Origin of the sequence: Streptomyces sp. NPDC006335, from assembly GCF_040612795.1 — a bacterium.
GTDB lineage: Bacteria > Actinomycetota > Actinomycetes > Streptomycetales > Streptomycetaceae > Streptomyces.
The window spans coordinates 39052-63254 of sequence record NZ_JBEXQX010000011.1 but is presented as its reverse complement, the minus strand read 5'-3'; the positions used below and the strand labels follow the sequence as shown (position 1 = coordinate 63254).

Annotated in this window: 23 protein-coding genes; 16 read left to right on the top strand and 7 right to left on the bottom strand. The window is 71.1% G+C overall.

All coding sequences use genetic code 11. The annotated features are described in order from the left end of the window. The first annotated feature begins 93 nt into the window (after window positions 1–93). The gene (locus ABZ098_RS28085; protein ID WP_356595730.1) at window positions 94–1284 is read left to right on the top strand and encodes an amidohydrolase; all 1191 of its coding nucleotides are present in this window, start codon (window positions 94–96) and stop codon (window positions 1282–1284) included. A gap of 79 nt (window positions 1285–1363) precedes the next feature. On the opposite strand, the gene ABZ098_RS28080 is transcribed toward ABZ098_RS28085, so the two are convergent. The 4 genes from ABZ098_RS28080 to ABZ098_RS28065 form a co-directional block, all read right to left on the bottom strand. Next, window positions 1364–2089 carry a metallophosphoesterase gene (locus ABZ098_RS28080; protein ID WP_356595728.1) on the bottom strand — a complete coding sequence of 242 codons (726 nt, stop codon included), beginning with the start codon at window positions 2087–2089 and terminating at the stop codon, window positions 1364–1366. Then, window positions 2086–2367 carry a BON domain-containing protein gene (locus ABZ098_RS28075; RefSeq protein ID WP_356595726.1) on the bottom strand — a complete coding sequence of 94 codons (282 nt, stop codon included), beginning with the start codon at window positions 2365–2367 and terminating at the stop codon, window positions 2086–2088. Before ABZ098_RS28075 ends, ABZ098_RS28080 begins: the two co-directional genes overlap by 4 nt. Then, a complete protein-coding gene (locus ABZ098_RS28070; RefSeq protein WP_356595724.1) occupies window positions 2364–3038 on the bottom strand; it encodes a hypothetical protein in 675 nt (224 codons plus the stop codon). Before ABZ098_RS28070 ends, ABZ098_RS28075 begins: the two co-directional genes overlap by 4 nt. A gap of 453 nt (window positions 3039–3491) precedes the next feature. Further along, window positions 3492–4061 carry a 3'-5' exonuclease gene (locus ABZ098_RS28065; RefSeq protein ID WP_356595722.1) on the bottom strand — a complete coding sequence of 190 codons (570 nt, stop codon included), beginning with the start codon at window positions 4059–4061 and terminating at the stop codon, window positions 3492–3494. Between the two features lie 263 nt (window positions 4062–4324). Here ABZ098_RS28065 and ABZ098_RS28060 point away from each other — a divergent pair, with 263 nt between their 5' ends. Then, window positions 4325–6370, top strand: a complete 2046-nt coding sequence (locus tag ABZ098_RS28060) for a DUF1996 domain-containing protein (protein ID WP_356596063.1) — start codon at window positions 4325–4327, stop codon at window positions 6368–6370. A gap of 415 nt (window positions 6371–6785) precedes the next feature. Beyond that, complete coding sequence (locus ABZ098_RS28055) at window positions 6786–7955, top strand: serine hydrolase domain-containing protein (protein WP_356595719.1); 1170 nt, start codon at window positions 6786–6788, stop codon at window positions 7953–7955. A 39-nt stretch (window positions 7956–7994) separates the two neighbouring features. Here the strand turns inward: ABZ098_RS28055 and ABZ098_RS28050 are convergent, their stop codons facing one another. Beyond that, on the bottom strand, window positions 7995–8921 hold the full coding sequence (locus tag ABZ098_RS28050; RefSeq protein WP_356595717.1) for a GNAT family N-acetyltransferase: 927 nt from the start codon (window positions 8919–8921) through the stop codon (window positions 7995–7997). A 506-nt stretch (window positions 8922–9427) separates the two neighbouring features. Between ABZ098_RS28050 and ABZ098_RS28045 the strand changes: the two genes are divergently transcribed. The 11 genes from ABZ098_RS28045 (at window position 9428) to ABZ098_RS27995 (ending at window position 19592) form a co-directional block, all read left to right on the top strand. Further along, window positions 9428–10615, top strand: coding sequence for an ATP-binding protein (locus ABZ098_RS28045; protein WP_356595715.1), 1188 nt, complete (start codon window positions 9428–9430; stop codon window positions 10613–10615). Next, on the top strand, window positions 10612–11013 hold the full coding sequence (locus ABZ098_RS28040; protein ID WP_037713893.1) for a roadblock/LC7 domain-containing protein: 402 nt from the start codon (window positions 10612–10614) through the stop codon (window positions 11011–11013). Before ABZ098_RS28045 ends, ABZ098_RS28040 begins: the two co-directional genes overlap by 4 nt. Further along, window positions 11010–11387, top strand: coding sequence for a DUF742 domain-containing protein (locus ABZ098_RS28035; protein ID WP_053853025.1), 378 nt, complete (start codon window positions 11010–11012; stop codon window positions 11385–11387). Before ABZ098_RS28040 ends, ABZ098_RS28035 begins: the two co-directional genes overlap by 4 nt. Beyond that, window positions 11359–11967 carry an ATP/GTP-binding protein gene (locus ABZ098_RS28030; RefSeq protein WP_356595713.1) on the top strand — a complete coding sequence of 203 codons (609 nt, stop codon included), beginning with the start codon at window positions 11359–11361 and terminating at the stop codon, window positions 11965–11967. The genes ABZ098_RS28035 and ABZ098_RS28030 overlap by 29 nt, the downstream gene beginning before the upstream one ends. A 52-nt stretch (window positions 11968–12019) precedes the next feature. Continuing rightward, window positions 12020–13372, top strand: a complete 1353-nt coding sequence (locus ABZ098_RS28025; RefSeq protein ID WP_356595711.1) for a cytochrome P450 — start codon at window positions 12020–12022, stop codon at window positions 13370–13372. Window positions 13373–13543: 171 nt separating this feature from the next. Then, window positions 13544–15208, top strand: a complete 1665-nt coding sequence (locus tag ABZ098_RS28020; protein WP_356595709.1) for a hypothetical protein — start codon at window positions 13544–13546, stop codon at window positions 15206–15208. A gap of 35 nt (window positions 15209–15243) precedes the next feature. Then, a complete protein-coding gene (locus ABZ098_RS28015; RefSeq protein ID WP_356595707.1) occupies window positions 15244–16215 on the top strand; it encodes an aminoglycoside phosphotransferase family protein in 972 nt (323 codons plus the stop codon). A 63-nt stretch (window positions 16216–16278) separates the two neighbouring features. Then, entirely contained in the window at window positions 16279–16707 is a 429-nt protein-coding gene (locus ABZ098_RS28010; protein ID WP_356595705.1) for an OsmC family protein, read from the top strand. Window positions 16708–16727: 20 nt separating this feature from the next. After that, window positions 16728–17684 carry a helix-turn-helix domain-containing protein gene (locus tag ABZ098_RS28005; protein WP_356595703.1) on the top strand — a complete coding sequence of 319 codons (957 nt, stop codon included), beginning with the start codon at window positions 16728–16730 and terminating at the stop codon, window positions 17682–17684. Between the two features lie 107 nt (window positions 17685–17791). Then, complete coding sequence (gap, locus tag ABZ098_RS28000) at window positions 17792–18790, top strand: type I glyceraldehyde-3-phosphate dehydrogenase (protein ID WP_356595701.1); 999 nt, start codon at window positions 17792–17794, stop codon at window positions 18788–18790. A 109-nt stretch (window positions 18791–18899) separates the two neighbouring features. Beyond that, on the top strand, window positions 18900–19592 hold the full coding sequence (locus ABZ098_RS27995; protein WP_356595699.1) for a haloacid dehalogenase type II: 693 nt from the start codon (window positions 18900–18902) through the stop codon (window positions 19590–19592). Window positions 19593–19611: 19 nt separating this feature from the next. On the opposite strand, the gene ABZ098_RS27990 is transcribed toward ABZ098_RS27995, so the two are convergent. Both ABZ098_RS27990 and ABZ098_RS27985 read right to left on the bottom strand, forming a co-directional pair. Continuing rightward, on the bottom strand, window positions 19612–20799 hold the full coding sequence (locus ABZ098_RS27990; RefSeq protein ID WP_356595697.1) for an acyl-CoA dehydrogenase family protein: 1188 nt from the start codon (window positions 20797–20799) through the stop codon (window positions 19612–19614). Window positions 20800–20872: 73 nt separating this feature from the next. Further along, on the bottom strand, window positions 20873–21163 hold the full coding sequence (locus ABZ098_RS27985) for a hypothetical protein (RefSeq protein WP_356595695.1): 291 nt from the start codon (window positions 21161–21163) through the stop codon (window positions 20873–20875). Between the two features lie 129 nt (window positions 21164–21292). On the opposite strand from ABZ098_RS27985, the gene ABZ098_RS27980 reads away from it, so the two are divergent. Next, on the top strand, window positions 21293–22243 hold the full coding sequence (locus tag ABZ098_RS27980; protein WP_356595693.1) for an expansin EXLX1 family cellulose-binding protein: 951 nt from the start codon (window positions 21293–21295) through the stop codon (window positions 22241–22243). A gap of 878 nt (window positions 22244–23121) precedes the next feature. Then, the gene (locus tag ABZ098_RS27975; protein WP_356595691.1) at window positions 23122–24075 is read left to right on the top strand and encodes a nitronate monooxygenase; all 954 of its coding nucleotides are present in this window, start codon (window positions 23122–23124) and stop codon (window positions 24073–24075) included. The last annotated feature ends 128 nt before the right edge of the window (window positions 24076–24203 follow it).

Here is a 24203-nt window from a genome sequence, read left to right as displayed (position 1 = left end):
CGAGCGGCCGGTAACGGTGCCCGGGTGTAAGGCGGGCCGCTCGAAGGAACCCGCACCAGGACGCAGGCGTACGACGCTCTTGGGGAGGCCGATGTGACCGACGCCGTGGACGAGGTGCTGGCGCGAGTGCGCGGAGAGGTGGCCGCACGGGCGGACCGGCTGTGGGACATGGCGCGGATGCTGCACTCCGACCCGGAGTACGCCTTCGAGGAGCACCGGGCGGCCGCACTGCTGTGCGGGGAACTGGAGTGGGCGGGTTTCGAGGTGCGGCGGGACGTCGCCGGACTCCCCACCGCCTTCACCGCACGCTCCGGCACCCGGACCCGCCCCGCGGTGGCCCTGATGCTGGAGTACGACGCCCTGCCCGGCCTGGGCCACGCCTGCGGCCACAACCTGATCGCCGCGGCGGGCCTGGGCGCGGCTCTGGCCGCCCGGGCCGTCCTCGACCGGGACGCCGGCACCGTATGGGCCATCGGCACACCGGCGGAGGAGGGCGGCGGAGGCAAGGTCGCCGAGACCGACGCCGGGGTGTTCGACGACCTCGACGCGGCGCTGATGTTCCACCCCGGGGTGCACAACTGGCAGTGGGCGCCGCTGACCGCGCAGGCCCAGTACCGGGTCGGCTTCCGCGGACGCGCCGCCCACCCGACCGGGAACCCCACCGAGGGCATCGACGCGCTCGCCGCGCTCATCCAGTTGTTCAACACACTGGCCGTGATCGGGCGCAGGCTGCCCGAGGGCTCACATGTGCAGGGGATCGTCACGGACGGCGGCAGGGCGACCAACATCGTCCCCGAGTACGCGGAGGGCCTCTTCGGGCTGCGTGCGGTGACGACGGCAGCCCTGGAGGACCTGGCGGGGGAGCTGCTGACCTGCGCCCAGGGGGTGGCGCGGGCGACGGGCACGACCGTCACGGTGGAACGGGCCACGCCGCGCTACGAGCACTTCCGGGACAGCACGGTGCTGTCGTCCCGGTTCGCCAAGCACCTGGCGGGGACGGGCATCGCGATGACACCTCCCGCTCCGGGCGTCTACCTGGGCTCTTCCGACGTCGGCAACGTCAGCGGGCGGGTGCCCGCCATCCACCCCTTCGTGGCGATCATGGAGGAGGACGGCTCCGACCACACCCCCGAGTTCGCCGTCGCGGCCGGTTCCGAGCGCGGTCGGCAGGTGATGCTCGCGGCGGCCGAGGCGCTGGCCTGCACGGCGGTGGAGGTCCTGCTGCGCCCCGAGCTGCGGGACGAGGCCTGGGAGGACCACGACCAGGCGTCCGTCCGCGGCTGAGGAGGACCCTTGGCCGGAGGACTCTCAGCCGCGGACGGACGCCCTCGGTCGGCGCGCGGTCGGTGTGCCGGGGGGACCGTCAGTCGGCGTGCAGGTGGTACACGTTGAACGCCCGCCGGATCACCGGCTGGGCCACGTTCCGCACCCGCACGCCGCCTGCCGTCACGCCGTGCTCGGTGCCCGCGTGGGCGTGGCCGTGCACGCTCAGGTCGGCCCCCGCGGTGTCGATCGCCTCGGCCAGCAGATAACTGCCGAGGAACGGATAGATCTCCGGGGGCTCGCCGGCGAGCGTGTCGGCGACGGGGGAGAAGTGGGTGAGCGCGACCCGCGTTCCGCAGCCCTGCCGCTCCAGTTCCTCCAGCGCGGTGCGCAGTCCGTCGGCGCAACGCCGTGAGTACCGTACGAACTCCTTCATCAGCGGCTCGCCGAACTCGCCGGCGCTGCGGCCCACGAACCCGCCGCCGAACCCCTTGGTGCCGGCGATGCCCACGCGCGTGCCGCCGCACTCGACGACCGTCCCCTCGCCCTCCAGCACCCGCACACCGGCGTCCTCCAGGAGGGCGGTGACCTTCTCGGGCTGCTCGTCGTGGTGGTCGTGGTTGCCGAGGACCGCCACGACCGGTACGGGGAGGTCCCGTACCTCCTGGGCCACTATCCGCGCCTCCTCCGGCGTGCCGTGCCGGGTGAGGTCGCCGGCCAGCAGGAGCAGATCGGCGCAGTCGGGCAGGGTGTCGAAGGCGGGACGCAGCACACCCTGGCTCTCGAGTCCCATGTGGATGTCCCCCACGGCGGCGACGCGGATCACGGCAGCTCCTCCGCATGATCGGGCGTGGCGGTCTCCGCCACCACCACGTCGGTGTGCACGGACAGCCCGGCCAGTTCCTCGCGGACGGTGCGCAGCACGGTCTCCCGGCACTGCGCGGACGGCACCGTGCCGGTGACCACGACCGCCCCCGCCCGCACCTCGGCGCGGACTCCCAGCTCGCCGAGTTCCTCGGCGGCGAGGCGGTCGCGCAGGTGGGCGACGCGGTACTCGATGTTCTCCTCGGCAGCTTCCGCGTGTTGTCCCGGGGACCCGCTCATGGCCGTTCCTCCCTCGTCCTCGGCTCGATGACCTCCAGCCGTTCCAGGAAGTAGAAGAACGCGTCCGGCATCGGCGCGTCCCCGCAGCCCCGGCGTACGGCGTCCCAGTCGACCTTCTCCCGCAGCGCGCGGGCGATGGGCAGGACGGCGCCGAAGTCGCAGTGGTGCTCGGAGAACGCGGAGAGCAGGCTGTGCAGCAGGTCGGTCGGGGCGAGCACGGGCATGAACACCGAGTCCACCGAGAGTTCGTCGGCCCGCGCCAGCAGTTCCCTGGTGACCGGCTGGTGGGCCAGCTCGAAGATCAGGTCGACCTGCTGGCCCATGCAGTCGGCCTTCAGCAGCCAGTCCTCCGGAGGGGTCCGGACCTCCAGACCCGCCTCGCGGAGGGTCTCGGCCACGGACTGCGCGTCCTCGGGGAGGATGGCGAAGTCGACGTCGTGCTGAAGATTCTGGGCGCCGCCGTGGGCGTACACGGCGACACTGCCCGCGAGCGCGAACGGGTGCCCTTCCCGTTTGAGGATCGCGCCGACCTGCTTGGCCGCCTCCAGGATCGCCTGGTTGCGGTCGACAGGCAGACTCACGGCGAGCGCGTCAGCGGCGCTCCCCGTGGCGAGTCGCAGTCCGGCGGCGCCCCCGTGGCGGTTGACGTCGTCGTCGGCGTGCTGCGTCATCAGTGCCCCCTTCCTGGCCGGCCCGCACCCGAGGGGCCGTGACGGCGAGGCCCGAGTACCCGGGGTGGGGGCTTCGACACGGTGGTACATCGGGCGGGGGAGGTGGGGGTCTGGAGATCGGGGATCGGGGGCGTTTGGGCTTCGGGGCGGGGGTGGGGCTGTTGTGGGGGTCGGTAGAGGGGTCGGCCTGCCGCCAGGGCGAGGGCGAGGGCGATAGGGAGCGTCGGTCGTCGGCGAGGGGCGGCAGGTCAGCCTTGGGCTGGTCGTGGCGTCGTCTTTGGCGGGTAGGGGTAGGGGGCGGCGGTGAGCGTGTCGCCTTCCACGGCAGGAGAGGTGAGCGAGTCAAGCGCGTACCCGGTTGAGGCGTTCGCCTGTGGCCGGGGACGGGTCTGCCACGGATGACCGCGGCGGCGGCCACGGCCGGGGCGTACTCGGGTCCGCTGAAGCGGTCCCTCAGTCAGACGGCCAGCCGTCCCGGTCCGCCAGGTGCAGCACCAGGGCCGCGATGTTCCACGCGTCGTCCTCGCCGCGATGATGCCGCCCTTCAAGAGGCAGCCCGGCGATGTCCAGGGCCTGCGCCATCCCGGGGCGCTTGCGCAGGCCGTGCACCTCGGTGAAGACCGCCTTGGCGTTGGTGTGGCGGTGGCCGAAGGGGTACGGCGTCCTGGTGGCCCCGCACTGCCGGGTGAACTGGTGGCGGTCGTAGTCGCCCCAACTCGCCCACGGGCGCGCCCCGGAGGCGTGCTCGGCGGCCAGCAGTCGGCAGGCATCCCCGAACGGCAGCCCGCCGTCGACCTCGTCCTGGGTCAGGCCCGTCAACTCCGTGCAGAACGCGCTGACGTCGGACCGGGCGGGCCGCACCAGGATCCGGTGCCGCGCGACGCGCTCGGCGGCCGTCAGGTCCACGACCGTCAGCCCGATCTCGATGATCTCGGCGACCGTTCCCGGGGGAGGGGAGCCGGGCCAGCAGGTGGCTTCGACGTCCACCACGTTCAGGAGGCGTTCGGCGCCCGTGCCGTTCATGACGAGAACCGTAGGGGTGCAGATGTGCGCGAGTCACCTCGTTTTCCCTGCGCGGGAGTTCGGCGAGGGTGGTGGAACCCCGTGTTCCGTATGAGAGTGCTGTGAATTTCCGGGACGTTTGAACGCGGACGGCCCGCCGTCCGTATGGGGCGAGGGATTTGCATGCCCGGAGAGCCGACACGTGCAGGAGTACTTCCGTGGGACGCAGCAATCGCAGACGACCGACAGGCGCACGACGTGCGACCTTCGCCGCAGTGGCGCTCATGCTCGGAGGTGGTGGGCTGGTCGCGGTGAACGTGTACGCCTCCGCCACGGAGAGCGGCACGCCGCAGCAGACGTCGTGGGGAGCCGTCACGATCGACTGCCCGGACGTCGGTGACACGCTCACCAGCGTGCCGGACGGGTCGAGGGCGGAGGTCGACAAGGAACTCGCCCTGCTGGACCAGCAGATAGCCGAGGCCTACCAGCAACTCCAGGACCCGTCGGTACAGGACCGCGAGTCCGCGCAGAGCCGTATCGTCGACCCGCTCCAGGAGAACCGCGCCGCCACCATCGAGCGCATCACCGCCGCCCTCGAACGCGCTGGCGGCCGACCCGACGGCCTCGGTGACATGGCCGGCTGCACCCTGCGCCAGACCGAGAACCAGAACGGCGACGGCCAGGACCAAGGCGGTGACCAGCAGGGCGATGGTCAGCAAGGGGACGGCCAGGACCAGCAGGGGCAGAACCAGGACGGTCAGGGCGACGGCCAGCAGGGCCAAGGACAGCAGCAGGGCAACGGCGGGCAGGCCGGCAACGGCCCCGTGGCCGCCGACTACGCCGACATCAACAGCGCTCCCCCCGCCGCACAGGCGCCGCCGGCTCAGGGCGACGCCTCCCGCGGTACCTTCGTCACCAGCTGCGGTGTGAACGCGAACGGCCTGTTCAACTCGGACAACGTCATCGTCGCCCCGGGTGTCTCCAACGGCGCCCACCACTTCCACGACTACATCGGCAACCAGTCCAACACCGCCTTCGCCAGCGACCAGGACCTCGCCAACGCCGAGACGAGCTGTGTCGACCAGGGCGACAAGTCGACGTACTACTGGCCCGTGATCCGGCTCCAGAACGGAACCCAGGAACAGGACGCCGCCAAGCCCGGCGGCGGCATCGAGGGCAACGCCGGTCAGATCGTCACCCCGAAGGAGGTGACGCTGACGTTCGTGGGCAACCCCCGCAGCAAGGTCACCGCGATGCCGCGGCTGCTGCGCATCATCACCGGTGACGCCAAGGCCTTCGTCAACGGCACCGCCAACGCCAACGCGTCCTGGAGCTGCACCGGGTTCGAGGACCGGCAGCTGAAGGACAAGTACCCGCTGTGCCCGCAGGGCAGTGACGTGGTGCGCACCTTCAAGTTCCAGAGCTGCTGGGACGGTCGCAACATCGACAGCGCCAACCACCGCACCCACGTGGCGTTCGCCCAGAACGACGGCACCTGCCCGGACGGCTTCCAGGCCATCCCGCAGCTCGTCCAGCGGATCGTCTACGACATCGACGCGCCGAGCCTGAACGACGGCGGCCGCACGACTCCGCTGTTCGCGGTGGACTCCTTCCCGGAGCAGCTCCACAAGCCCGTCACGGACCACGGCGACTTCATCAACGTCTTCGACGAGAACCTGATGAACGAGATGGTCGGCTGCATCAACGACGGCCGTGAGTGCGGCGCGGGCACGGGCCAGGACGATCCGGGCAACGGCGACAACGACGGAGACAACGGCAACGGCGGCAACGGCAACGCCGGCGGCGACAACGGCAACGGCGCCACCCAGGCCCCCGGCAACGGCGACGACGACGGCAACGGCAACGGCGCCACCCAGGACCCGGGCACCGGGAACGGCAACGGCAACGGCAACGGCTCCGAGGACACCCCCGGAAACGACGACGAGCCGCAGCAGCAGCCGACGCCTACCGCCGAGGCCCCCGCCGACGACCAGACGACCGCCCCCGCGGACAACGAGCCGAAGACCTACAGCTCACCCACCGCCCACAGCACCACCGCGCCGTCACCCGGGGCGGGGACCGGCAACGAGACCGGGAACGGCACCGGGACCGGAGACAACCAGGCGAACCAGCCCGACCCGCAGGGCGACACCGCCCCCGAGGCCCCCGGCGCCGCCTCTCAGCCCCCGCTCGCCGCGCAGCCCGCACCTCAGGGCAGCCAGAGCAGCCTCGCCGAAACCGGCACCCAGCTGTGGCCCGCCGCGCTCGGCGCGATCCTCCTGATCTCCGGCTTCGTTCTCCTGCGACGCACCAGCCGCCGTTCCATGTGACACGGACCGGCACGAGCGAGAAGCGAAGTGGCTGTCCGCCGCGCGATTACCCCGGCGGACAGCCACCCTGCGCAGCCCCCGGCCGGGCCCCGCGCCCCGATGAGCACAAGGGTGACCACCGCGACCATCAGCGGACCGGCAGAGATCCGCCCACATGGCACCTCGAAATCGACGTGGTTATTCTTGGTCTGGGAAAACCGAATTCGGACCGTACCTACTCCGGCGACCGCCTCGAAGATGCCGTTGTATCCGCGAACCGAGCTGAACAAGGGCGGCCGCTGATCCCGGCGGGGTGAATTCACGGCACCACTCCGTGGCCCTGCCACTGGTCCATACACAGTTGCCCGGGAAGCAGGGGATGGTGACTCCCGGTGACGCTTGACGGGCCATGACGTCCCCACTTCCGGGAGCCCTCATGTCTCTACGCCGATCCCGTCTGCGAGCGGCATCCGTCCTCGCGGTCTGCCTCACCGCACTGGCCCCGGCGACGGCCGGTGCCGCCGACGACCCGCCGAGCGACCGGGCACTTCAGCGTCAGCTCGACGCCTTCGTGCACCGCACAGGCGGACCGCCCGGAGTGATCGCCGTCCTGCGGACCGAGAAGGGGACCCGCGTCGTGCGCGCCGGAGTCGCCGACGTGGGCGCGGACCGCCCGCCCGGCACCGACGACCACATGCGCATCGCGAGCACCGCCAAGGCGTTCAGCGGGGCCGTGGCCCTCACCCTGGTCGACCACCGCGCGCTGCGCCTGGACGACACCCTGGGTCAGCGGCTTCCCCAACTCCCGGACGCCTGGCAATCAGTGACGCTTCGTCAACTCCTCAGCCACACCAGCGGTCTGCCGGACTACTCCCGGAGCGACGGGTTCCTCGACGAACTGCGAGCCGACCCCCGCCATCACTTCGACTCCCGGCGCCTGCTCGACTACATCGCCGACGAACCCCTGCTGTTCAAGCCGGGCACGCAGTACCGCTACTCGAACTCGGACAACATCGCCGTAGCGCTCATGGCGGAGGCGGCGACCCACAGGCCGTACGAGGACCTTCTGCGCGAGTTCGTCTACGCGCCGCTCCGGCTGCGCTCCACCAGCCTCCCGCAGGGCTACCGGATGCCGAAGCCCTACCTGCACGGCTACGACGTGAGCCAGGGCGCGGCCCCGGAGGACGTCAGCGAGGTCATCGGCATGTCGGGCGTCTGGGCCTCCGGAGGCATCGTCTCCACGCCGGCCGACATGACCCGCTTCGTCCGGGGCTATGCCGGCGGACGGCTGTACGGCGGGCCGGCCGGGCCGGTCGTCGCGCAGCAGCGGCAGTGGGTCGAGGGCGCGTCCGAGCCGGCCGGGCCGGGCCGCAACTCCGCGGGCCTGGCGATCTTCCGGTACGAGACGCGATGCGGTGTCGTCCTCGGGCACACCGGAAACACGCTCGGATATACCCAGTTGATCGCGGCCACCCCCGACGGCCGCCGTTCGCTGACCTTCTCGGTCACCGCCCAGATCACCCAGTCCGCCGACGCGGACGGGCTGCGGAAAATGCGCGCACTTCAGGAGAACTTCGTCTGCGCGTTGTTGCGCGGCAAGAATTAGTACCCGTTTCCCGGAGTCATTCGCTTTTCAACTCAGCTTTCAACTCAGCACGATTTCCCAGGTGTCGACGGCGTAATGCACCGACATTCCGTGGCGCGCGTACAACGCGGGGGCCCCGGTGGCGTTCTCGGTGTCCACGCCGAGCCCCACGGTCTCCCGCCCGCGGGCCGCGAACGCCGCGAAGGCCTGCCGCAGCAGCAGTCCGCCGAGGCTGCGGCCGCGGGCCTCGGCGACGACTCCCAGGCTGCGGATCCATCCCATGGCCTCGCGGTCGTCGCGGGCGATGAGGAAGCCGGCGTCCCCGAGGCCCTCGGTGGAGACGAGCCACACCAGGGACCAGTCGAGCCGGTCCGCGTGGATGTCGGCCAGCCACTGCTCGTAGGTGCGCGGCTGGAAGTCGAAGTGCTCGGCGAAGGAGGCCTGGTAGAGGGCGTGCACCTGTTTCCGGTCCGCCTCGTCGGCACAGGCCCGCACCCGGACACCCGCGGGCGGCTCGGGCGGCAGGTCCTCGCCGGCCCGCAGCGTCCGCTCCAGCACGTGGTAGCGGCGTACGACCGACCAGCCCCGCGCCCGTATCAGCGCGAGGTCGGTCGTGGGTGCCGCGTTGAGGTGCAGGTGGAGCACGGCCTTGGAGGCGCCGTTCGCCCGGGCCCTCTCCAGCGCCCTGGTCTCGACGGCCTCCAGGAGGAGTTCACCGGCCCGCTGGTGGTCGGGCAGGACGTAGTGGTCGGCGTCGACGCGCTCGCCCTTCGAGTCGTCCCACACCAGGGCGTACGCCACCAGGCGCGGTCCGTCGAAGGCCAACCAGGAGTCATGGGCGAGGTCGACCTCGGGGTGGGCCAGGTCGGACTCCACCGTGTGCAGATCGGTCTCGGGCCGCCCGATCTCGATCCGGTCGATCTCGTTGAGCAACTCGGTGACGGCCGACGCGTCGGTGGGCGCGGCAGCGCGCAGGAGATAGGGCATGGGGCCAGGTTCGAGGTCGCGGGCGGCAGCCGCAAACGAGTTTTGCGTGAGCGGGGGGAAAGCGTTCTCACGGCCTTGGTACGCTGCGGCTCCTGATCATGGACGAGCGGCCGGAACAGGGGATCCCATGCGGCCACCACCGCGGCGACCGCCGCCCTGAGCCGTCCGCCGGCCGGCGCCGCCGTCGGGTACGGGGCCGGAGCGGGGGCGGTGCCGACCACATCCTCGGTCCGCTGACAGCGGCCTGCGGCCTTTGCGGGTTCTTTGTGCAGAGTCGTCAAGTGTGGCGCTTGGTACGCCTGTTGACACTGTGGCGACTGATAAGATCATTACACTTTTCAGTAGGCTGATGACGCGTCATACGCGCGTACGGGGGACAGCCAAAACGGCCCCATCGTGAAGGAGTGACGGTTGGTCCGCCGGTAAGGTCCGCGCCGCACGGCGGGCATTTCCGGGGTCCCATGCACAGTCAGTCTCCCGACGCGAGGCGACTTGAAGAGAGTCTCATGACGTCATTGTTCGAAGATCCACTCCTGTGGATCCTGCTCGTGGTACTCATCGCTGCGATATTCGCAGTGATGCGCGCACGGAGAACCAACATCCAACTCCGCGCGAACAACAACAAACTGCACGGCGACATGGCGAGTGTGCGAGGTCAGCTCGCCGAGCTCCAGACGACCTACTCGTCGGTGAGCGCGCGGCACGCCGCGGATCTGGAAGAGGTGCGCAAGGACGCCGAGTCGGCGACCAAGGCGACCCTGAAGTCGGCCGTCGGCACCCTGGCGACCCTCGCCGAGGAGCAGCTCTCCCTGCTCGACGGACTCCAGCAGAAGTACGGCGACGACCACGCGGTCCTCGCCGACCTGATGCTGGTCGACCACACCGGCAGCCAGTTCAGCCGCCGTACCAAGGGCATCTCCGTGCTCTGCGGCGGGTGGCTCGGCCGGCGCGACCGGGACGCCTCGGTGTACGACGTCGCCCGCAGCGCCCAGGGGCGGATCCGTGACTTCGAGCGGGTCAAGGTCCACTCCCAGGCCAACGTCGCGATCACCAGCCGGGCGGTCGAGCCGGTCGCCATGGTCCTGGCCGAACTGCTGGACAACGCCACCAAGTACAGCGCCCCCGGCACCCCCGTCGAGATCAACATCCAGGCCGTCCCCACCGGGATCTGCCTGATCGTCGACGACGCCGGTCTCGGCATGGACCAGGAGACCAAGGCGCGCGCCGCGTCCCTGCTGACCACCGGTGGAGCCGTGGACATCACGAGCCTGGGCGACCCGCCCAAGTTCGGCTTCGCGCTCTCCGGCAAGCTCGCCGCCCACTACGGGTTCCACGTCTCCGTCGACGCGGTCTCCCCCTACGGCGGTGTGCGTGCCGTGATCCGGGTGCCCGAGAACCTCCTGACGGCGGACGTGCCCGCACCGGCACCCGTCGAACTCGACGACCACGAGGGCGAGCCCGTGGCGGCCAAGCCGACCCCGGTCGCCTCCCTCGTCGTAGGACAGACGGCCGGAGGCCTGCCGAAGCGCCGGCGGCGGCGCAACGGCGCCGTCTCCGTGGTCGCCACGCCCAGCGCGCAGGTGCCCGACCTGGACGCGGCCGGCGAGGAGACCGCCTCGCGGCTCAAGGCATTCGCTCGCGGAACCATGCTCGGGCGGGACTCAGACAACACGGAAGGACCTCAGAACCAGTGAATCCCGACCTGTCGTGGGTGTTGAACGACGTGCTCGAGGTACGCGGAGCCCGCCACGCCATCCTCGTCTCCGCGGACGGCCTGCTGATGCAGCGGTCCGACGGCATCGTCCGTGACGACGCCGAGCGGAACGCCGCCGCGATGAGCTCGCTGCAGTCCCTGTGCCGTAGCGTCGCCCCCTTCGTGGGCGGCGGCAAGGGCCTGTGGAAGCAGACACTGATCGAGTTCGACGGCGGATGGATCTTCCTCATAGCCGGGGGCAGCGGCTCCTACCTGGCCGTCTCGACCGCCCTGGACGTCGACATGGAGGCCATGTCGATCCGGATGCAGAAGACGGTGGGCGCGCTGACCAAGGCGATGAGCGCCACGCCACGCCAGCACACCGGCGCGGACGCATGACCTGGCCAGGCGAGGACGCTCCGGTCACCAGCGACTTCGTCCGCTCCTACGTCATCACGGGCGGCCGTCGTCTCCCCTCCGACGACGATCTGGCCCTGCACACCCTGGTGTGCATCGCCCCCGACCGGACGCTGCCGCTCGGGGCCGGCCCCGAGGTCCGGGCCATCTGGGAGCTGTGTTCGGGCGGCTACCTGTCCGTCGCCGAAGTCGCCGGCCATCTGGGCCTGCCCGTCGGCGTCGCCCGGCTGCTGCTGTCGGATTTATTCGAGCAGGGGCACCTCATGCGCCGCGCCGAACCGGCCCCCGCCCAGCACGTTCCCCGAGCGATACTCGAGAAGGTTCTGCATGGACTCGAAACCCTCAACATCGGCTGACCCCGGGGCGAACGGCTCCATCTACGTCTCCGCCGAGGTGACCACCGCCGCGAAGATCCTGGTGGTCGGACACTTCGCCGTGGGCAAGACGACCTTCATCGGGTCCCTGTCGGAGATCACTCCTCTGCGCACCGAGGAGAAGATGACGCAGGCGTCCATGCACGTCGACGACCTGCGCGGGGCGCCGGAGAAGGCGACCACCACCGTGGCGCTGGACTTCGGCCGACTGACCCTGAGCGACGAGCTGGTGCTGTACCTGTTCGGCACCCCCGGACAGCAGCGCTTCATGCAGCTCTGGGAGGACATGGCCCGCGGCGCGCTCGGCGCCCTGCTCCTCGTCGACCCCTCGCGACTGGAGGAGACGTTCCCGGTCATCGACCTGATCGACGAGTACGGCCTCGAGTACGCGATCGCCGTCAACACCTTCTCGCAGACCAGCCACTTCGAGGAGGAGGAGATCCGCGAAGCCCTCGACCTGCTTCCGGACACCCCCGTCATCTACTGCGACGCCCGCGACCGGCGCTCCTCAGCCCGCGCCCTGATCGCCCTCGTGCGGCACCTCCTCGACCGCGCCGCCTGAACCACCACCCCCCGCCCGGACCGCACGGTCCGGGCCACCAAAGGACACAGACATGGACGTTCACGACACGGCCGCCACCGGTGCGGCCAGATGCCCCATGTACGACGGCTCCTTCGCCGCCGACCCGCAGAAGGTCTACGACTACCTCCGGGCGCACGGCCCCGCCGGCCCCGTCGAACTGGCCCCCGGCGTCGACGCCACCCTGGTCGTCGGCCACGAGACGGCCCTGCGCGTGCTCCAGAACCCGAACCTGTTCGCCCGCGACGGCCGCCGCTGGACCGCCCTCAACGACGGCCGGGTCCCCCTCGACAGCCCCGTCCTGCCGATGATGGCCTACCGGCCCAACTGCCTGTTCACCGACGGTGCCCAGCACCTGAGGCTGCGCAAGGCGGTCACCGAGAGCCTCGACCGCCTCAACGTCACCCGCATCCGCCGCGACGTCGAGCCGATCGCCGCCTACCTCATCGACCAGTTCAGCGAGCGGGGCCGGGCGGACCTGATCAACGACTACGCCAAGCTGCTGCCGATGCTGATGATCAACAAGCTCTTCGGCTGCCCCGCGGCCATCGGCGACCGGGTCACCAGCGCGATGGCCGACATGTTCGACGGCAAGGACGCGCTGAAGGCCAGCGACGAACTGACCGCCTGCTTCATGGAGCTGGTCTCCCTCAAGCGCCGCGAACCCGGCGACGACATCACCTCCTGGCTCGTCCAGCACCCCGCCGGCCTCAGCGACGAGGAGCTGAAGGACCAGCTCGTGATGCTGATCGGCGCCGGCGTGGAGCCCGAGCGCAACCTCATCGCCAACTCCCTGCTCCTGCTCCTGGACCGGGACGGCGAGGACGGGCCGAGCATGCAGATCGAGGACGCCCTCGACCACGTCCTGATCAACAACCCGCCCATCGCCAACTACGCGACACACTTCCCGCTCCAGGACGTCGACCTCGGCGGAGTCGTGGTTCAGGCGAACTCGCCCCTGGTCATCAGCTTCGCCGGAGCCAACAGCGACCCCGCGCTCACCTCCTCGGGCCAGGCCCACAGCCGCGGCGCCCACCTCGCCTGGGGTGCCGGCCCGCACGCCTGCCCGGCCAAGAGCCCGGCCCAGGTCATCGCGGTCACCGCCATCGAGCTGATCCTCAACGCGCTGCCCGACCTGACCCTGAGCGTCCCGGCCCAGGAACTGCAGTGGCGTCCCGGCCCCTTCCACCGGGCCCTGGCCACCCTCCCCGTGCAGTTCAGCCCCACCCCGGCCACCCGGATGGCCTCGGCGTACGGCGTGCCCACCGCGCCCCGCCCGACCGTCGTCCAGCAGCCCCAGCAGGCGGCGCGCGTCCCCGCGCCCGCGGCGCAGAAGCCGGCCAAGAAGGGCTTCTGGAGCAGCTTCCTCGAGATCTTCCGTGTGTGACGGCTTAGCGCCGCCCGGCCGGTGCCGGAGAGAGGACTGACGGCTCCACAAGTCCCCTCTCCGGCACCTGCGTTCGTTCGGGGGACAGATCGCCTCCCACGCGCCCGAATGGCCCTTCTTCGGGCAGAATCGTCTCCCGTGCAGCACAGCGCGCAGTGCGAGGAGCGGCGTATGGAGTACTTCGACCTCGGCTCCCACGGCCGACCCGTCACCACCGACTCCGCCGAGGCCCAACTCTGGTTCGACCGCGGCCTGGTGTGGACCTACGCCTTCCACCACGAGGAGGCCGTGAACTGCTTCGAGAAGGCGGTCGCCGCCGACCCGGACTGCGCCATGGCCCACTGGGGCATCGCCTACGCGCTCGGCCCCAACTACAACAAGCCCTGGGACTTCTTCGACGACCGGGACCTGGCCCGGACCGTGGAACGTACCCATACGGCCGTCGAGTCGGCGCACCAGAGGGCGGCCGTCCGGGCCACCGCGGTGGAGCGGGCCCTGATCGGCGCCCTGCGCTCCCGCTATCCGCAGGCCGAGCCCGCCGAGGACTGCGCGGTGTGGAACGTGCCGTACGCCGACAGCATGCGCGCCGTCCACGAACTCGCCCCCGACGACGCGGACGTGGCCGCCCTGTACGCGGACGCCCTGATGAACCTGACGCCCTGGCAGCTCTGGGACCTGCGCACCGGCGAGCCCGCCGCAGGCGCCCGCACCCGCGAGGCGCGAGCCGTCCTGGAACGGTCGCTCGCCGCCGCCGGCCGCACCCACCCGGGCGTCCTGCACCTGTACGTCCACCTCATGGAGATGTCACCCACGCCCGAACTGGCGCTGCCCGTCGCGGACCGGCTGCGCGGCCTGGTGCCCGACGCCGGGCATCTCCTGCACATGCCCTCGCACCTGGAGGTGCTGTGCGGGGACTACCGGCGCGTGGTGGCGGACAACAGTGCCGCGATCGCCGCGGACGAGAAGGCACTCGCCCGGGCCGGAGCGATGAACTTCTACACCCTCTACCGCTCGCACAACTACCACTTCAAGATCTACGGCGCGATGTTCCTGGGCCAGTCGCAGACCGCCCTGGAGACCGCCGCGCAACTGGAGGAATCCATCCCGGAGGAGCTGCTGCGGGTGGAGAGCCCGCCCATGGCCGACTGGCTGGAGGCCTTCCTCGCAATGCGCGTCCACGTCCTGATCCGCTTCGGCCGCTGGACCGACATCCTGGACCTCCCGCTGCCCGCCGACCCCCGCCTGTACTGCGTGACGACCGCGATGCTCCACTACGCCCGCGGTGTCGCCTGCTCCGCCCTCGGCCGCGTCACCGAGGCGGAGCGCGAACGCGCCTTGTTCCACGAGGCGGTCGGCCAGGTCCCCGAGACCCGGATGCTCTTCAACAACACGTGCGCCGACATCCTGGCGATCGCCTCGGCGATGCTGGACGGCGAACTCGCCTACCGCAAGGGCGAGTTCGACACAGCCTTCGCGGCCCTGGAACGGTCGGTCGAACTGGACGACAACCTCCCCTACGACGAACCGTGGGGCTGGATGCAGCCCACCCGCCACGCCTACGGCGCCCTCCTGCTCGAACAGGGGCGCGTCGCCGAGGCCGAGGCCGTCTACCGCGCCGACCTCGGCCTCGACGACACCCTCCCGCGGCCGCTCCAGCACCCGGGCAACGTGTGGGCGCTGCACGGCCTCCACGAGTGCCTGGTCCGCGGGAAGAAGGATGGGGAGGCGCGGATCGTCGCCCGGCAACTGCGGGTCGCCGCCGCGCTGGCCGACGTACCGGTCGAGACGTCCTGCTTCTGCCGGCTGGACACCGGTGGGCCGGACTGCTGCGGATAGGCTTCGTCAACCGGGCGACGGAAGCGGGGAGTTGCATGCGGAACACGGGCGAGTTCATCGCGGACGCCTACGGCCTCGGCGCGGGAACCTGGACGGTGACGCCCGTCGCCCGCGGCGCCCTGGGACAGATCTGGAAGCTGTCCGGCAACGGCACCGCGTGGGCCGTGAAGGAGCTGCTCTTCGAGAAGGACGAGCCCGACGTCGGCGCCGAGTCCGCACTGCGCGACGCGGCGGAGACGCTGGGCATCTCAGCCCCCCGTCTCCTGCCCGACCGCACCGGCGCCCATGTCGTACGGCTCCCCGAAGGGTCCTGGGTGAAGCTGTACGACTGGGTCGACGGCACCCCGGCCGATCCGTCGGACGCGGAGATCCTGAACTGGTGCGGCCGTACGCTCGCCCTCCTGCACAAGGCGGGCGAGGGAGCGGGCGGGACACCGGCCGACTGGTACGAGCGGTGCAACCCGGCCTCCGACTGGGCCGCACTGCTCGGGAAGGTGGAGCGGGCCGGGCTGCCCTGGGCGGCGGAGCTGGGCCGGTTCGTCGCCACGACGGCCGTGGAACTGGCCCGGCACGTCTCGCCGTCGTCCCCCGGTGACGTGTTGACTTCCCATCTCGACATGCGGCCGCAGAACGTCCTGGTCGGCCCGGACGGCCCGGTCCTGCTCGACTGGGACAACGCCGGCCCCGTCTCGGCGGAGCGGGAACTGGCCCGCGCCGTCTATGTGTGGTCGGGCGGCAACCGTTTCGACGCCGAGGCGGCACGGCGCCTGGTGCGCGCCTACCGGGACGCCGGAGGCCGCGCGGTCGTCAAGGACGTGGACGCCTTCTCGATGCTCTTCGCCACGGACCTCAACTACGTGTACGTCCAGGCCGCGTGCGCGGTCGACCCGACGGTGACCGCCGAGCAGCGGGCCTTCGGGAGCCGTGCGGCCGTGGCCACGCTGCGCGGCCTGCCCGATGTCGGTGCCGTCGCGCGGCTGACACAGGCGCTGGAAGGCGAGTGGTGACGCCGGGACTTCGGCGAGATCGTCCCGGGCCCGGGGGCCCCACCTGGCACTAATGTCCTCCCCATGAGCGAAAACTCCGCGCGGTCCGTCACCGTCGAGCGCACGAGCACCGGTCACTTCGTCGCCACCAACACCCGAGGCGGCACGATCAGCTTCGGCACCGGCTCCGACAGCGAGTTCACCCCGGTCGAGCTCCTGCTCGCCGCGCTCGGCGGCTGCACCGCGGTGGACGTCGACGTCGCCACCAGCCGTCACGCCGAGCCCGACACCTTCACCGTCGAGGTGAGCGGCAACAAGGTCAACGACGAGCTCGGCAACCGGCTGACCGACCTCGCGGTCACCTTCACCGTGACCTTCCCCGACGGCGAGGGCGCGGACCGGGCCCGCACGATCCTGCCCCGGGCGGTGCAGACCTCCCACGACCGGCTGTGCACGGTCAGCCGCACGGTCGAGATCGGCACGCCCGTCACCGCGACCGTCGAGGACGCCTGACCTCTGCGTAGCCTGTCCCCGTGTCCGCCTCCCGCCTTCGCCGCGTCGCCGTTCTCGTCCTCGAAGGCGCCAAGCCCCTGGACGTCGGCATCCCCGCGCAGGTGTTCACCACGCGCGCGAGCATGCCGTACGAGGTACGACTGTGCGGCGCGGCACCCGGGCTCGTGAGCGGCGGGGACGGGCTGTCGTACCACGTCGCCCACGGGCTGGAGGCACTCGCCTGGGCGGAGCTCGTCTTCATCCCCGGCTACCGGTTCCCGGACCGCGAGGACCCGCCGTCGGCCGTCGTCCAGGCCCTGGTCGCCGCCCACGGCGGGGGTGCGCGGCTCGCCGCCATCTCCACCGGGGCCTTCGCCCTGGCCGCGACCGGCCTGCTCGACGGCCGGCGCGCCACGACCCACTGGCACTACACGAGGGCCCTCGCGGCGAAGCACCCCCTCGTCCGGGTCGACGAGAACGTGCTGTTCGTCGACGAGGGCAGCGTGCTGACCTCGGCCGGCGCCGCCTCCGGCATCGACCTGTGCCTGCACATCCTGCGCGGCGACCTCGGCGTGGCCGCGTCCAACCACGCGGCCCGGCGCCTGGTCGCGGCCCCCTACCGCAGCGGCGGTCAGGCGCAGTACGTGCCGCGCAGCGTGCCCGAACCGCTCGGCGAGCGCTTCGCCGCCACCCGGGAGTGGGCCCTGCACCGCCTCGACGAACCCCTGACCCTCGACATCCTGGCGCGCCAGGCCGCGGTCTCGCCTCGCACGTTCTCGCGCCGCTTCGTCGAGGAGACCGGATACACGCCGATGCAGTGGGTCATGCGCGCCCGCATCGACCTGGCCCGGGAGCTGCTGGAGCGTTCCGAGCGGAGCGTCGAGCAGATCGCCGCCGACGTCGGGCTCGGGACGGGCGCGAATCTGCGGACGCACTTCCAGCGGATCCTGGGGACGACGCCGAGCGAGTACCGGCGCACCTTCACCCGGGGCGAGTGACCCTCCCACCCGTTTGGCGCGATCCTTTTGAACCATGGCGATCCCGCCACTGTCAGCGGCCGATGCCACGCGCGAGCCTGGTGGGCATAGGGAAGGGACACCCACTCATGACTCGCATCGCCATCAACGGATTCGGCCGTATCGGACGCAATGTGCTGCGCGCGCTCCTCGAACGCGACAGTGCCCTGGAGATCGTCGCCGTCAACGACCTCACCGAGCCCGCCACCCTCGCCCGGCTGCTCGCCTACGACAGCACGGCCGGCCGCCTCGGCCGTCCCGTGACCGTCGACGGCAACACCCTGGTCGTCGACGGCCGCCGCATCACCGTGCTCGCCGAGCGCGAACCGGCGCAGCTTCCCTGGGCCGAGCTCGGCGTGGACATCGTGCTGGAGGCCACCGGCCGGTTCACCTCGGCCAAGGCGGCCCGCGCCCACCTCGACGCGGGCGCGAGGAAGGTCCTGGTCAGCGCGCCCTCGGACGGCGCCGACGTCACCCTCGCCTACGGGGTCAACACCGACGCCTACGACCCGGACCTGCACACGATCGTCTCCAACGCCTCGTGCACGACCAACGCGCTCGCCCCGCTGGCGTCGGTCCTCGACGAACTCGCCGGCATCGAGCACGGCTTCATGACCACGGTGCACGCCTACACCCAGGAGCAGAACCTCCAGGACGGCCCGCACCGCGACGCCCGCCGCGCCCGTGCCGCCGGCGTCAACATCGTGCCCACCACGACCGGCGCCGCCAAGGCGATCGGGCTCGTGCTGCCGAACCTGGACGGGAAGCTGTCCGGCGACTCGATCCGCGTCCCGGTTCCGGTCGGCTCCATCGTCGAGCTCAACACGACCGTCTCCCGCGACGTGACCCGCGAGGACGTGCTCGCCGCGTACCGCACCGCGGCCGAGGGCCCCCTCGCCGGTGTCCTCGAGTACTCGGAGGACCCGCTGGTCTCCTCGGACATCACGGGCAACCCCGCCTCGTCGATCTTCGACTCGGCGCTCACCCGCGTGGAGGGCCGCCATGTGAAGGTCGTCGCCTGGTACGACAACGAGTGGGGCTTCTCGAACCGCGTGATCGACACGCTGGAGCTCCTGGCCGACGGCTGACGGGTCCGGCGGACGCCGACCCGCGCGTGACCCTCTTGACCGGTGATGAGGCCGACTGGCAGGATCATCACCGGTCGAGCTGGTGATGCCGCTGGGACGGAGAACCGTGATGGCCGTGATCCCCGACATCGAAGTGGTCGTCCTCGACGTCCTGGGCACCCTCGTCGACGAACCGAGCGGGCTACGAGCCGGGATCCGCGAAGCGGTCCCCACGTCCGACGCAGGATGCGTCGACGAACTGCTCGCTCTGTGGCAGCGGCACGGCGAGCGGGAGCGGCAACACATCGCCCGAGGTACGCGCGCCTACGCCAACACCTCGGTCATCGATCAGGAAGCTGCTCAACTGGTCGCCGACCGCGCCGAGTTCACGGATCCGCCGACCCTGGCACGGCTGGCCACGGCGGGGCAGCGCCTACCTCCCTGGGGCGATTCCCTCGCCGGTCTTGAACGGCTGTCCCGGCACTTCCCCGTGCTGGGACTCTCCAACGCCGCACACAGCGCTCTGCTCCGGCTCAACGCCCACGCCGGACTCCGCTGGCACCAGGCCCTGTCCGCGGAGACCGTCCGCGCCTACAAGCCGGCGCCGGAGGTCTACCGGCTCGCCCTCGACACCGCCGGATGCGCGCCGGAGCGCGTGCTCATGGTCGCCGCCCACGCCTGGGACCTGCGCGGAGCCCGGGCGGCGGGGATGCGGACCGCCTACGTCCACCGGCCCGTCGGGGACCCGCCGACGGCCGGCGACGACTTCGACGGACACTTCGGCGGCCTGGACGAACTCGTCACCGCGTTGACGGGAGGTTGATCCCCGCCGCTCCGATGCCTCAGAGGAACGGCGTGCCGGCGTCCAGCCCGGACAGCACCCTGCCGTACAGCTCCAGATTGGCGGCGGGGTTGACGAACGAGTGCAGGTTCAGGGCGTTCAGGTCCCGCACGGCCCGCTGGACCGGGGCCTCCAGGCGCAGTGACGACGCCCCGGATGCGGAACCGATCAGGTCCACGGCCTCCTTGCACAGCCGCGCCACGTAACCGCTCTGGGCCCGGATCCGGGCCCGTTCCTCCGTCGTGTAGGAGTTCCCCTCGGCGACCCGGGCGTCGATCAGCGAGACGTAGTCGGCGGTGAGCAGTTCGGCACAGGAGATCTTCATCGCGGCCTCGGCGAACTGCAGGTGCGTCACCGGGGCTTCGTGCTGGCGCTCGTAGATTGTGTAGGTGATGCCCCGCTGGTGGACGCGCTCGCCGAACTCCGACAGCGCCGCCCTGGCCGGGCCGAGGGCGCCGGCCGCCGTCCAGGCGCAGAACAGCAGGAGGACCGGCATGCCGTAGAAGGGGTCGGCGCTGTTGAGCCGTGACGGGAAGGAGCCGCCCAGCAACGGCCCCAGCTCCAGGACACGGTGGGCCGGCACGTGGACGTCACGGGCCACGACGCTGTTGCTGCCGCTCCCGGCCAGGCCGGAGACGTGCCAGTCGTCGATCACGTCGAGGTCGGCCATCGGGATGGCCGTCCACAGCAGATCCGGTGGGCGGCCGTTCCCCCTGTCCACCACCGCGGTCAGCAGGTGCCAGTCGGAGTCCTGACAGCCGGTGGCGAACGGTGAGGTCCCGTCGACCACGTAACCGCCGTCCACCGGACGGGCCTTCGCCTTCGGGACGAGGGTGCCGCTGACCCGTACGCCGGGATCGGCGAAGATCTCGTCCTGCGCCTCGTCCGGGAAGAGCGCCGCGATGAAGGCGCACCCGGCCTGGATCAGTGCCGTGAACCCGGTCGACCCGCACGCGGCCGAGACCTCGCTCAGCACGTCGACCTGGGTGCGCACCGAGGACTGGTGACCGCCGTACCGGCGGGGCACGTTCATACGATGGACCCCGGCGTCCGTCAGGGCCGCGATGACCTCGGCCGTCACCCGGCGTTCCTGTTCCGTGCGCAGGACGTGCGAGCGGATGAGAGGCTGCAGTTTCCGTACACGTTCGACGAGTTCGGCGTCCGAGTCCGGTGCGGATGAACCAGCCAAGGCGAGACCTCCGGGCCGATGCGCGGCAGAACCCTCACCGTGACGCCGAACCCGACGGGTGTCAACGCCCCCTTCAGAGCCAGCTGTTGACACATACGAAAGGCTTCCGGCCACGCGTCGCCGCGTACTCACCGGCACCTCCGGCGCGGGCAAGACCTCCATCCTGCGCGGGCCCCGGGGTGAGGACGAACCGTGGACGCGGGCGTCCTTCATCGACGACATCGTCACCCTGCAACGACAGCGGCAGCGGGAGGCCGCCGGTGGCGGCGCCGGTGCCGTCCAGATCCTCGACCGCAACCTGGGGTTCTGCGAGTCCACCGCCGCCTGGCGGATCAGCTTCCACGCGTCGCTGGTGTTCGCTCATGCACGAGGACCCGGCCGGGAACGTGGTCGCTCGGTAAGTCCCCGGCAACCTTTTCCGGACCCGGCGGCGACCGTTGATGCGGAAGCTCCCTCCACCGGGGACCCGCACGCACCGCACAAGGACACGCCCGTGGCATCTCGTTCGCACCGCTCCCCCTCGCCGGGCAGGCGACGCACCGCCCTCGTCTCCGCGACCCTCGCCGCCGCCGTCGCACTCGTCGCCGCACTGATCGTCGCGTTCAGCCCCGACGACAAGACGGGCGCCGCCCCCGCCGCGGCCACGCCCGTCGCCGGTATCCGCGCCACACCCACCCCGACGACACCGGAGCCGCGGACCACCCCGCCCACCCCGACGGCGTCACCCCGCACGAGCAGCCCGAAGCCCGCCGCGAGCACCGCGTCACCTCGCCCCTCGACGACGCCGGCCACGAGTGCGCCGCGCAAGGCGTCCGGCGCCGCACCGCTCGCGGGACGGATCAAGCCGGGCGTCTCCTACGACGGCGTGGCCACCTTCTACGACGTCGGCAACGGCGACGGCGCCTGCCTGTACGGCCCCACCGACGACGTCATGACCGCCGCGATGAACCACGCCGACTACGAGACGTCCAAGGCGTGCGGGGCGTACATCCTCGTCCGCGCCGGAAACGGCGCCTCCGTCACCGTCCGCATCACCAACGAGTGCCCGCTGCCCTGCGCCCCCGGCCAACTCGACCTCAGCCCCCAGGCGTTCGCGAAACTCGCGGCCCCCGTGCAGGGCAGGATCCCGATCACCTGGAGCCTGCTGAGTCCCAGCACCTCCGACACGGTCTCCATCAGGTACAAGACCGGATCGACCCGCTACTGGTGTGGCATCCAGGCGATCGGCCACCGCAACCCGCTGGCGCGGCTGGAAGTGGAAACCGCCGCCGGATGGCGCGAGTTGCCCCGCACCGAATACAACTACTTCCTTTCCGAGCAGGGCAGCGGGTGCGGCGGCACGATCAGGATCACCGACATCTACGGTGAGCGACTGGAGATCGGCGGTATCGGCGTCAAGCCGGACGTGATGCAGCCGACCGGGGTCCAGTTCGCCCGGCACTGACCGTCAGTGTCCGTCAGTGCGCAGGCGAGGCTGTCCCTTTCGGCGAGGCGGCGGGCGAGGGCCACGTATTCGTCGAATATCGGCCGCAGCGGCTTCAGGATGAGATGACAGCGGTATTCCCGGTACGCGGCCGACCGGATCGGTCCTTTCGGCCTCCCGCAACTCCTCCAGTTGCTCTTCGATTGGCTTCCTGCCGTCGATGCAGGCCCGCTTGATGTCGGGCGACCACTGGTGACCGGTTCGCACGTGAGGATGGCCAGAGAGGTGCGGTCCTCGGCGCATTCGGCGCGGGTGCGGTCGACGAGTTCCGCGAAGGCTTCCACAGCGGCCTCGCGAAGTCCGGCGCCGTCCAGCGCTGCCACCCACTCGACCCTGTTCCAGAACGACGGTTCCGCCGATTCCCGTCCCTGTTCCTACCGGATCCCTCGGCCCGGCGGCCGAGGAGACAGAGCTGGTACCGGCAGGCGTCCAGGGCGCGGACCAGCAGCTCGGTCCTCTTCGTCTCCTTCGTCGACGGCGCGCGCCGCGGCCACGGCCCCGGTGTGGTGGGCCAGTTGGACCTCGGGGAGATCTCGGATCTCGTGTGCGTATCCGTAGGACAGGAGCGCCTCCGCCAGCTTCGGAAGACAGGTCGAAGGACTCACCGCGGAAAGCACCCGGCACGCCTCCAATCGCCTCCCGATTTCCAGTCGGCCGGATGCGAACAGCATCGTCCGTGCCCGCAACACCGCATCCTGATCGACCTTTTCTGAGTGATCCATGACGGGAATTCTGCCTACGAAAGCGGCCGACGACCTGTCATGATGGGGACGGCTGCACTTCTGAGAGCCGACTCGGCGCCATGGCAGTGGACCCAAGTCGACGGCACCATTGCCGACATGACGCTGTCCACGGTCTTCACGCGGATGTTCGGTGTACTGCATCCGATCGCGTCGGCGCCGATGGGCGGGACAGCCGGCGGTGCGCTGGCCGCGGCCGTCTCCCACGGCGGCGGACTCGGGATGGTGGGCGGCGGGGACCGCGAGTGGCTGGCCCGGGAACTGCCGATCGCGGCGGACGCCGGCAAGTCCTGGGGCGTGGGCTTCCTGTGCTGGTCGGCCTCCGTCGCCGAGGTGGAACTGGCGCTTGAGTTCCGTCCCGCGGCGGTGATGCTGTCCTTCGGGGACCCGAGCCCTTTCGCCGATCGCGTCCGTGCGGCCGGTGCGGCGGTGATCGTCCAGGTGACCGACGTCGACGAGGCGAGGCAGGCACTGGATCTGGGCGCCGACGTGATCGTGGCCCAGGGCACGGAGAGCGGTGGGCACGGCGCCCGCAACGGGATGTCCACCCTGCCGTTCGTGCCGCTCGTGGTGGATCTGGCAGGCCCGGTACCCGTGTTGGCGGCCGGAGGGGTGGCGGACGGCCGTGGTGTGGCGGCGGCCCTCGTCCTGGGTGCCGCGGGGGCGCTCATCGGCACCCGCTTCCAGGCCACGGCCGAATCCGTGGTGGCTCCTGTGATCGCCCGGCAGATCGTGGCGGGACGCGGTCAGGACACGGAACGCAACAGCGTCCTCGACATCGCCCGCGGCTCCCGCTGGCCCTCGCGCTACACGGCCCGCACGCTCCCGCACCCCTACATCGACCAGTGGCGCGACCGCGAGGTCGAACTCGCAGCCGACCCCGAGATCCAGCGGGCCTACCAGGCCGACGTGGCCCGAGGAGCCCTGCCGCCGCTGCCGGTCTGGGCCGGAGAGGGCGTCAGCCTCGTCACCGACATCCCACCGGCGGCCGAACTGGTCGCGACGCTGGCCGCGCAGGCGGAGGACGCGCTGGACCGGGTGCGGGGGAGCTGAGGAGGAGTGGGCGCGGAGTTGATGGGGCACGGGGCGGGGGAGCTGAGACGGATGGCGGGCGCGGGGAGCTGAGACGGAGACTGGGCGCGTCGGCGCCCGCCGCACACCACGGTCCGGGAGCCACGCCG

Bases quoted from the DNA above. Each gene is read 5' to 3' on its own strand.
- ABZ098_RS28050 (WP_356595717.1), bottom strand. From the start codon at position 8,921: ATGCCCTATCTCCTGCGCGCTGCCGCGCCCACCGACGCGTCGGCCGTC.
- ABZ098_RS28010 (WP_356595705.1), top strand. From the start codon at position 16,279: ATGAGCGAAAACTCCGCGCGGTCCGTCACCGTCGAGCGCACGAGCACC.
- ABZ098_RS28045 (WP_356595715.1), top strand. From the start codon at position 9,428: ATGACGTCATTGTTCGAAGATCCACTCCTGTGGATCCTGCTCGTGGTA.
- ABZ098_RS28030 (WP_356595713.1), top strand. From the start codon at position 11,359: ATGGACTCGAAACCCTCAACATCGGCTGACCCCGGGGCGAACGGCTCC.
- ABZ098_RS28025 (WP_356595711.1), top strand. From the start codon at position 12,020: ATGGACGTTCACGACACGGCCGCCACCGGTGCGGCCAGATGCCCCATG.
- ABZ098_RS28060 (WP_356596063.1), top strand. From the start codon at position 4,325: ATGCTCGGAGGTGGTGGGCTGGTCGCGGTGAACGTGTACGCCTCCGCC.
- ABZ098_RS27975 (WP_356595691.1), top strand. From the start codon at position 23,122: ATGACGCTGTCCACGGTCTTCACGCGGATGTTCGGTGTACTGCATCCG.
- gap (WP_356595701.1), top strand. From the start codon at position 17,792: ATGACTCGCATCGCCATCAACGGATTCGGCCGTATCGGACGCAATGTG.
- ABZ098_RS28070 (WP_356595724.1), bottom strand. From the start codon at position 3,038: ATGACGCAGCACGCCGACGACGACGTCAACCGCCACGGGGGCGCCGCC.
- ABZ098_RS27985 (WP_356595695.1), bottom strand. From the start codon at position 21,163: ATGAGCGAACACCAGCGACGCGTGGAAGCTGATCCGCCAGGCGGCGGT.
- ABZ098_RS28065 (WP_356595722.1), bottom strand. From the start codon at position 4,061: ATGAACGGCACGGGCGCCGAACGCCTCCTGAACGTGGTGGACGTCGAA.
- ABZ098_RS28015 (WP_356595707.1), top strand. From the start codon at position 15,244: ATGCGGAACACGGGCGAGTTCATCGCGGACGCCTACGGCCTCGGCGCG.
- ABZ098_RS27995 (WP_356595699.1), top strand. From the start codon at position 18,900: ATGGCCGTGATCCCCGACATCGAAGTGGTCGTCCTCGACGTCCTGGGC.
- ABZ098_RS28020 (WP_356595709.1), top strand. From the start codon at position 13,544: ATGGAGTACTTCGACCTCGGCTCCCACGGCCGACCCGTCACCACCGAC.
- ABZ098_RS28055 (WP_356595719.1), top strand. From the start codon at position 6,786: ATGTCTCTACGCCGATCCCGTCTGCGAGCGGCATCCGTCCTCGCGGTC.
- ABZ098_RS28075 (WP_356595726.1), bottom strand. From the start codon at position 2,367: ATGAGCGGGTCCCCGGGACAACACGCGGAAGCTGCCGAGGAGAACATC.
- ABZ098_RS28035 (WP_053853025.1), top strand. From the start codon at position 11,010: ATGACCTGGCCAGGCGAGGACGCTCCGGTCACCAGCGACTTCGTCCGC.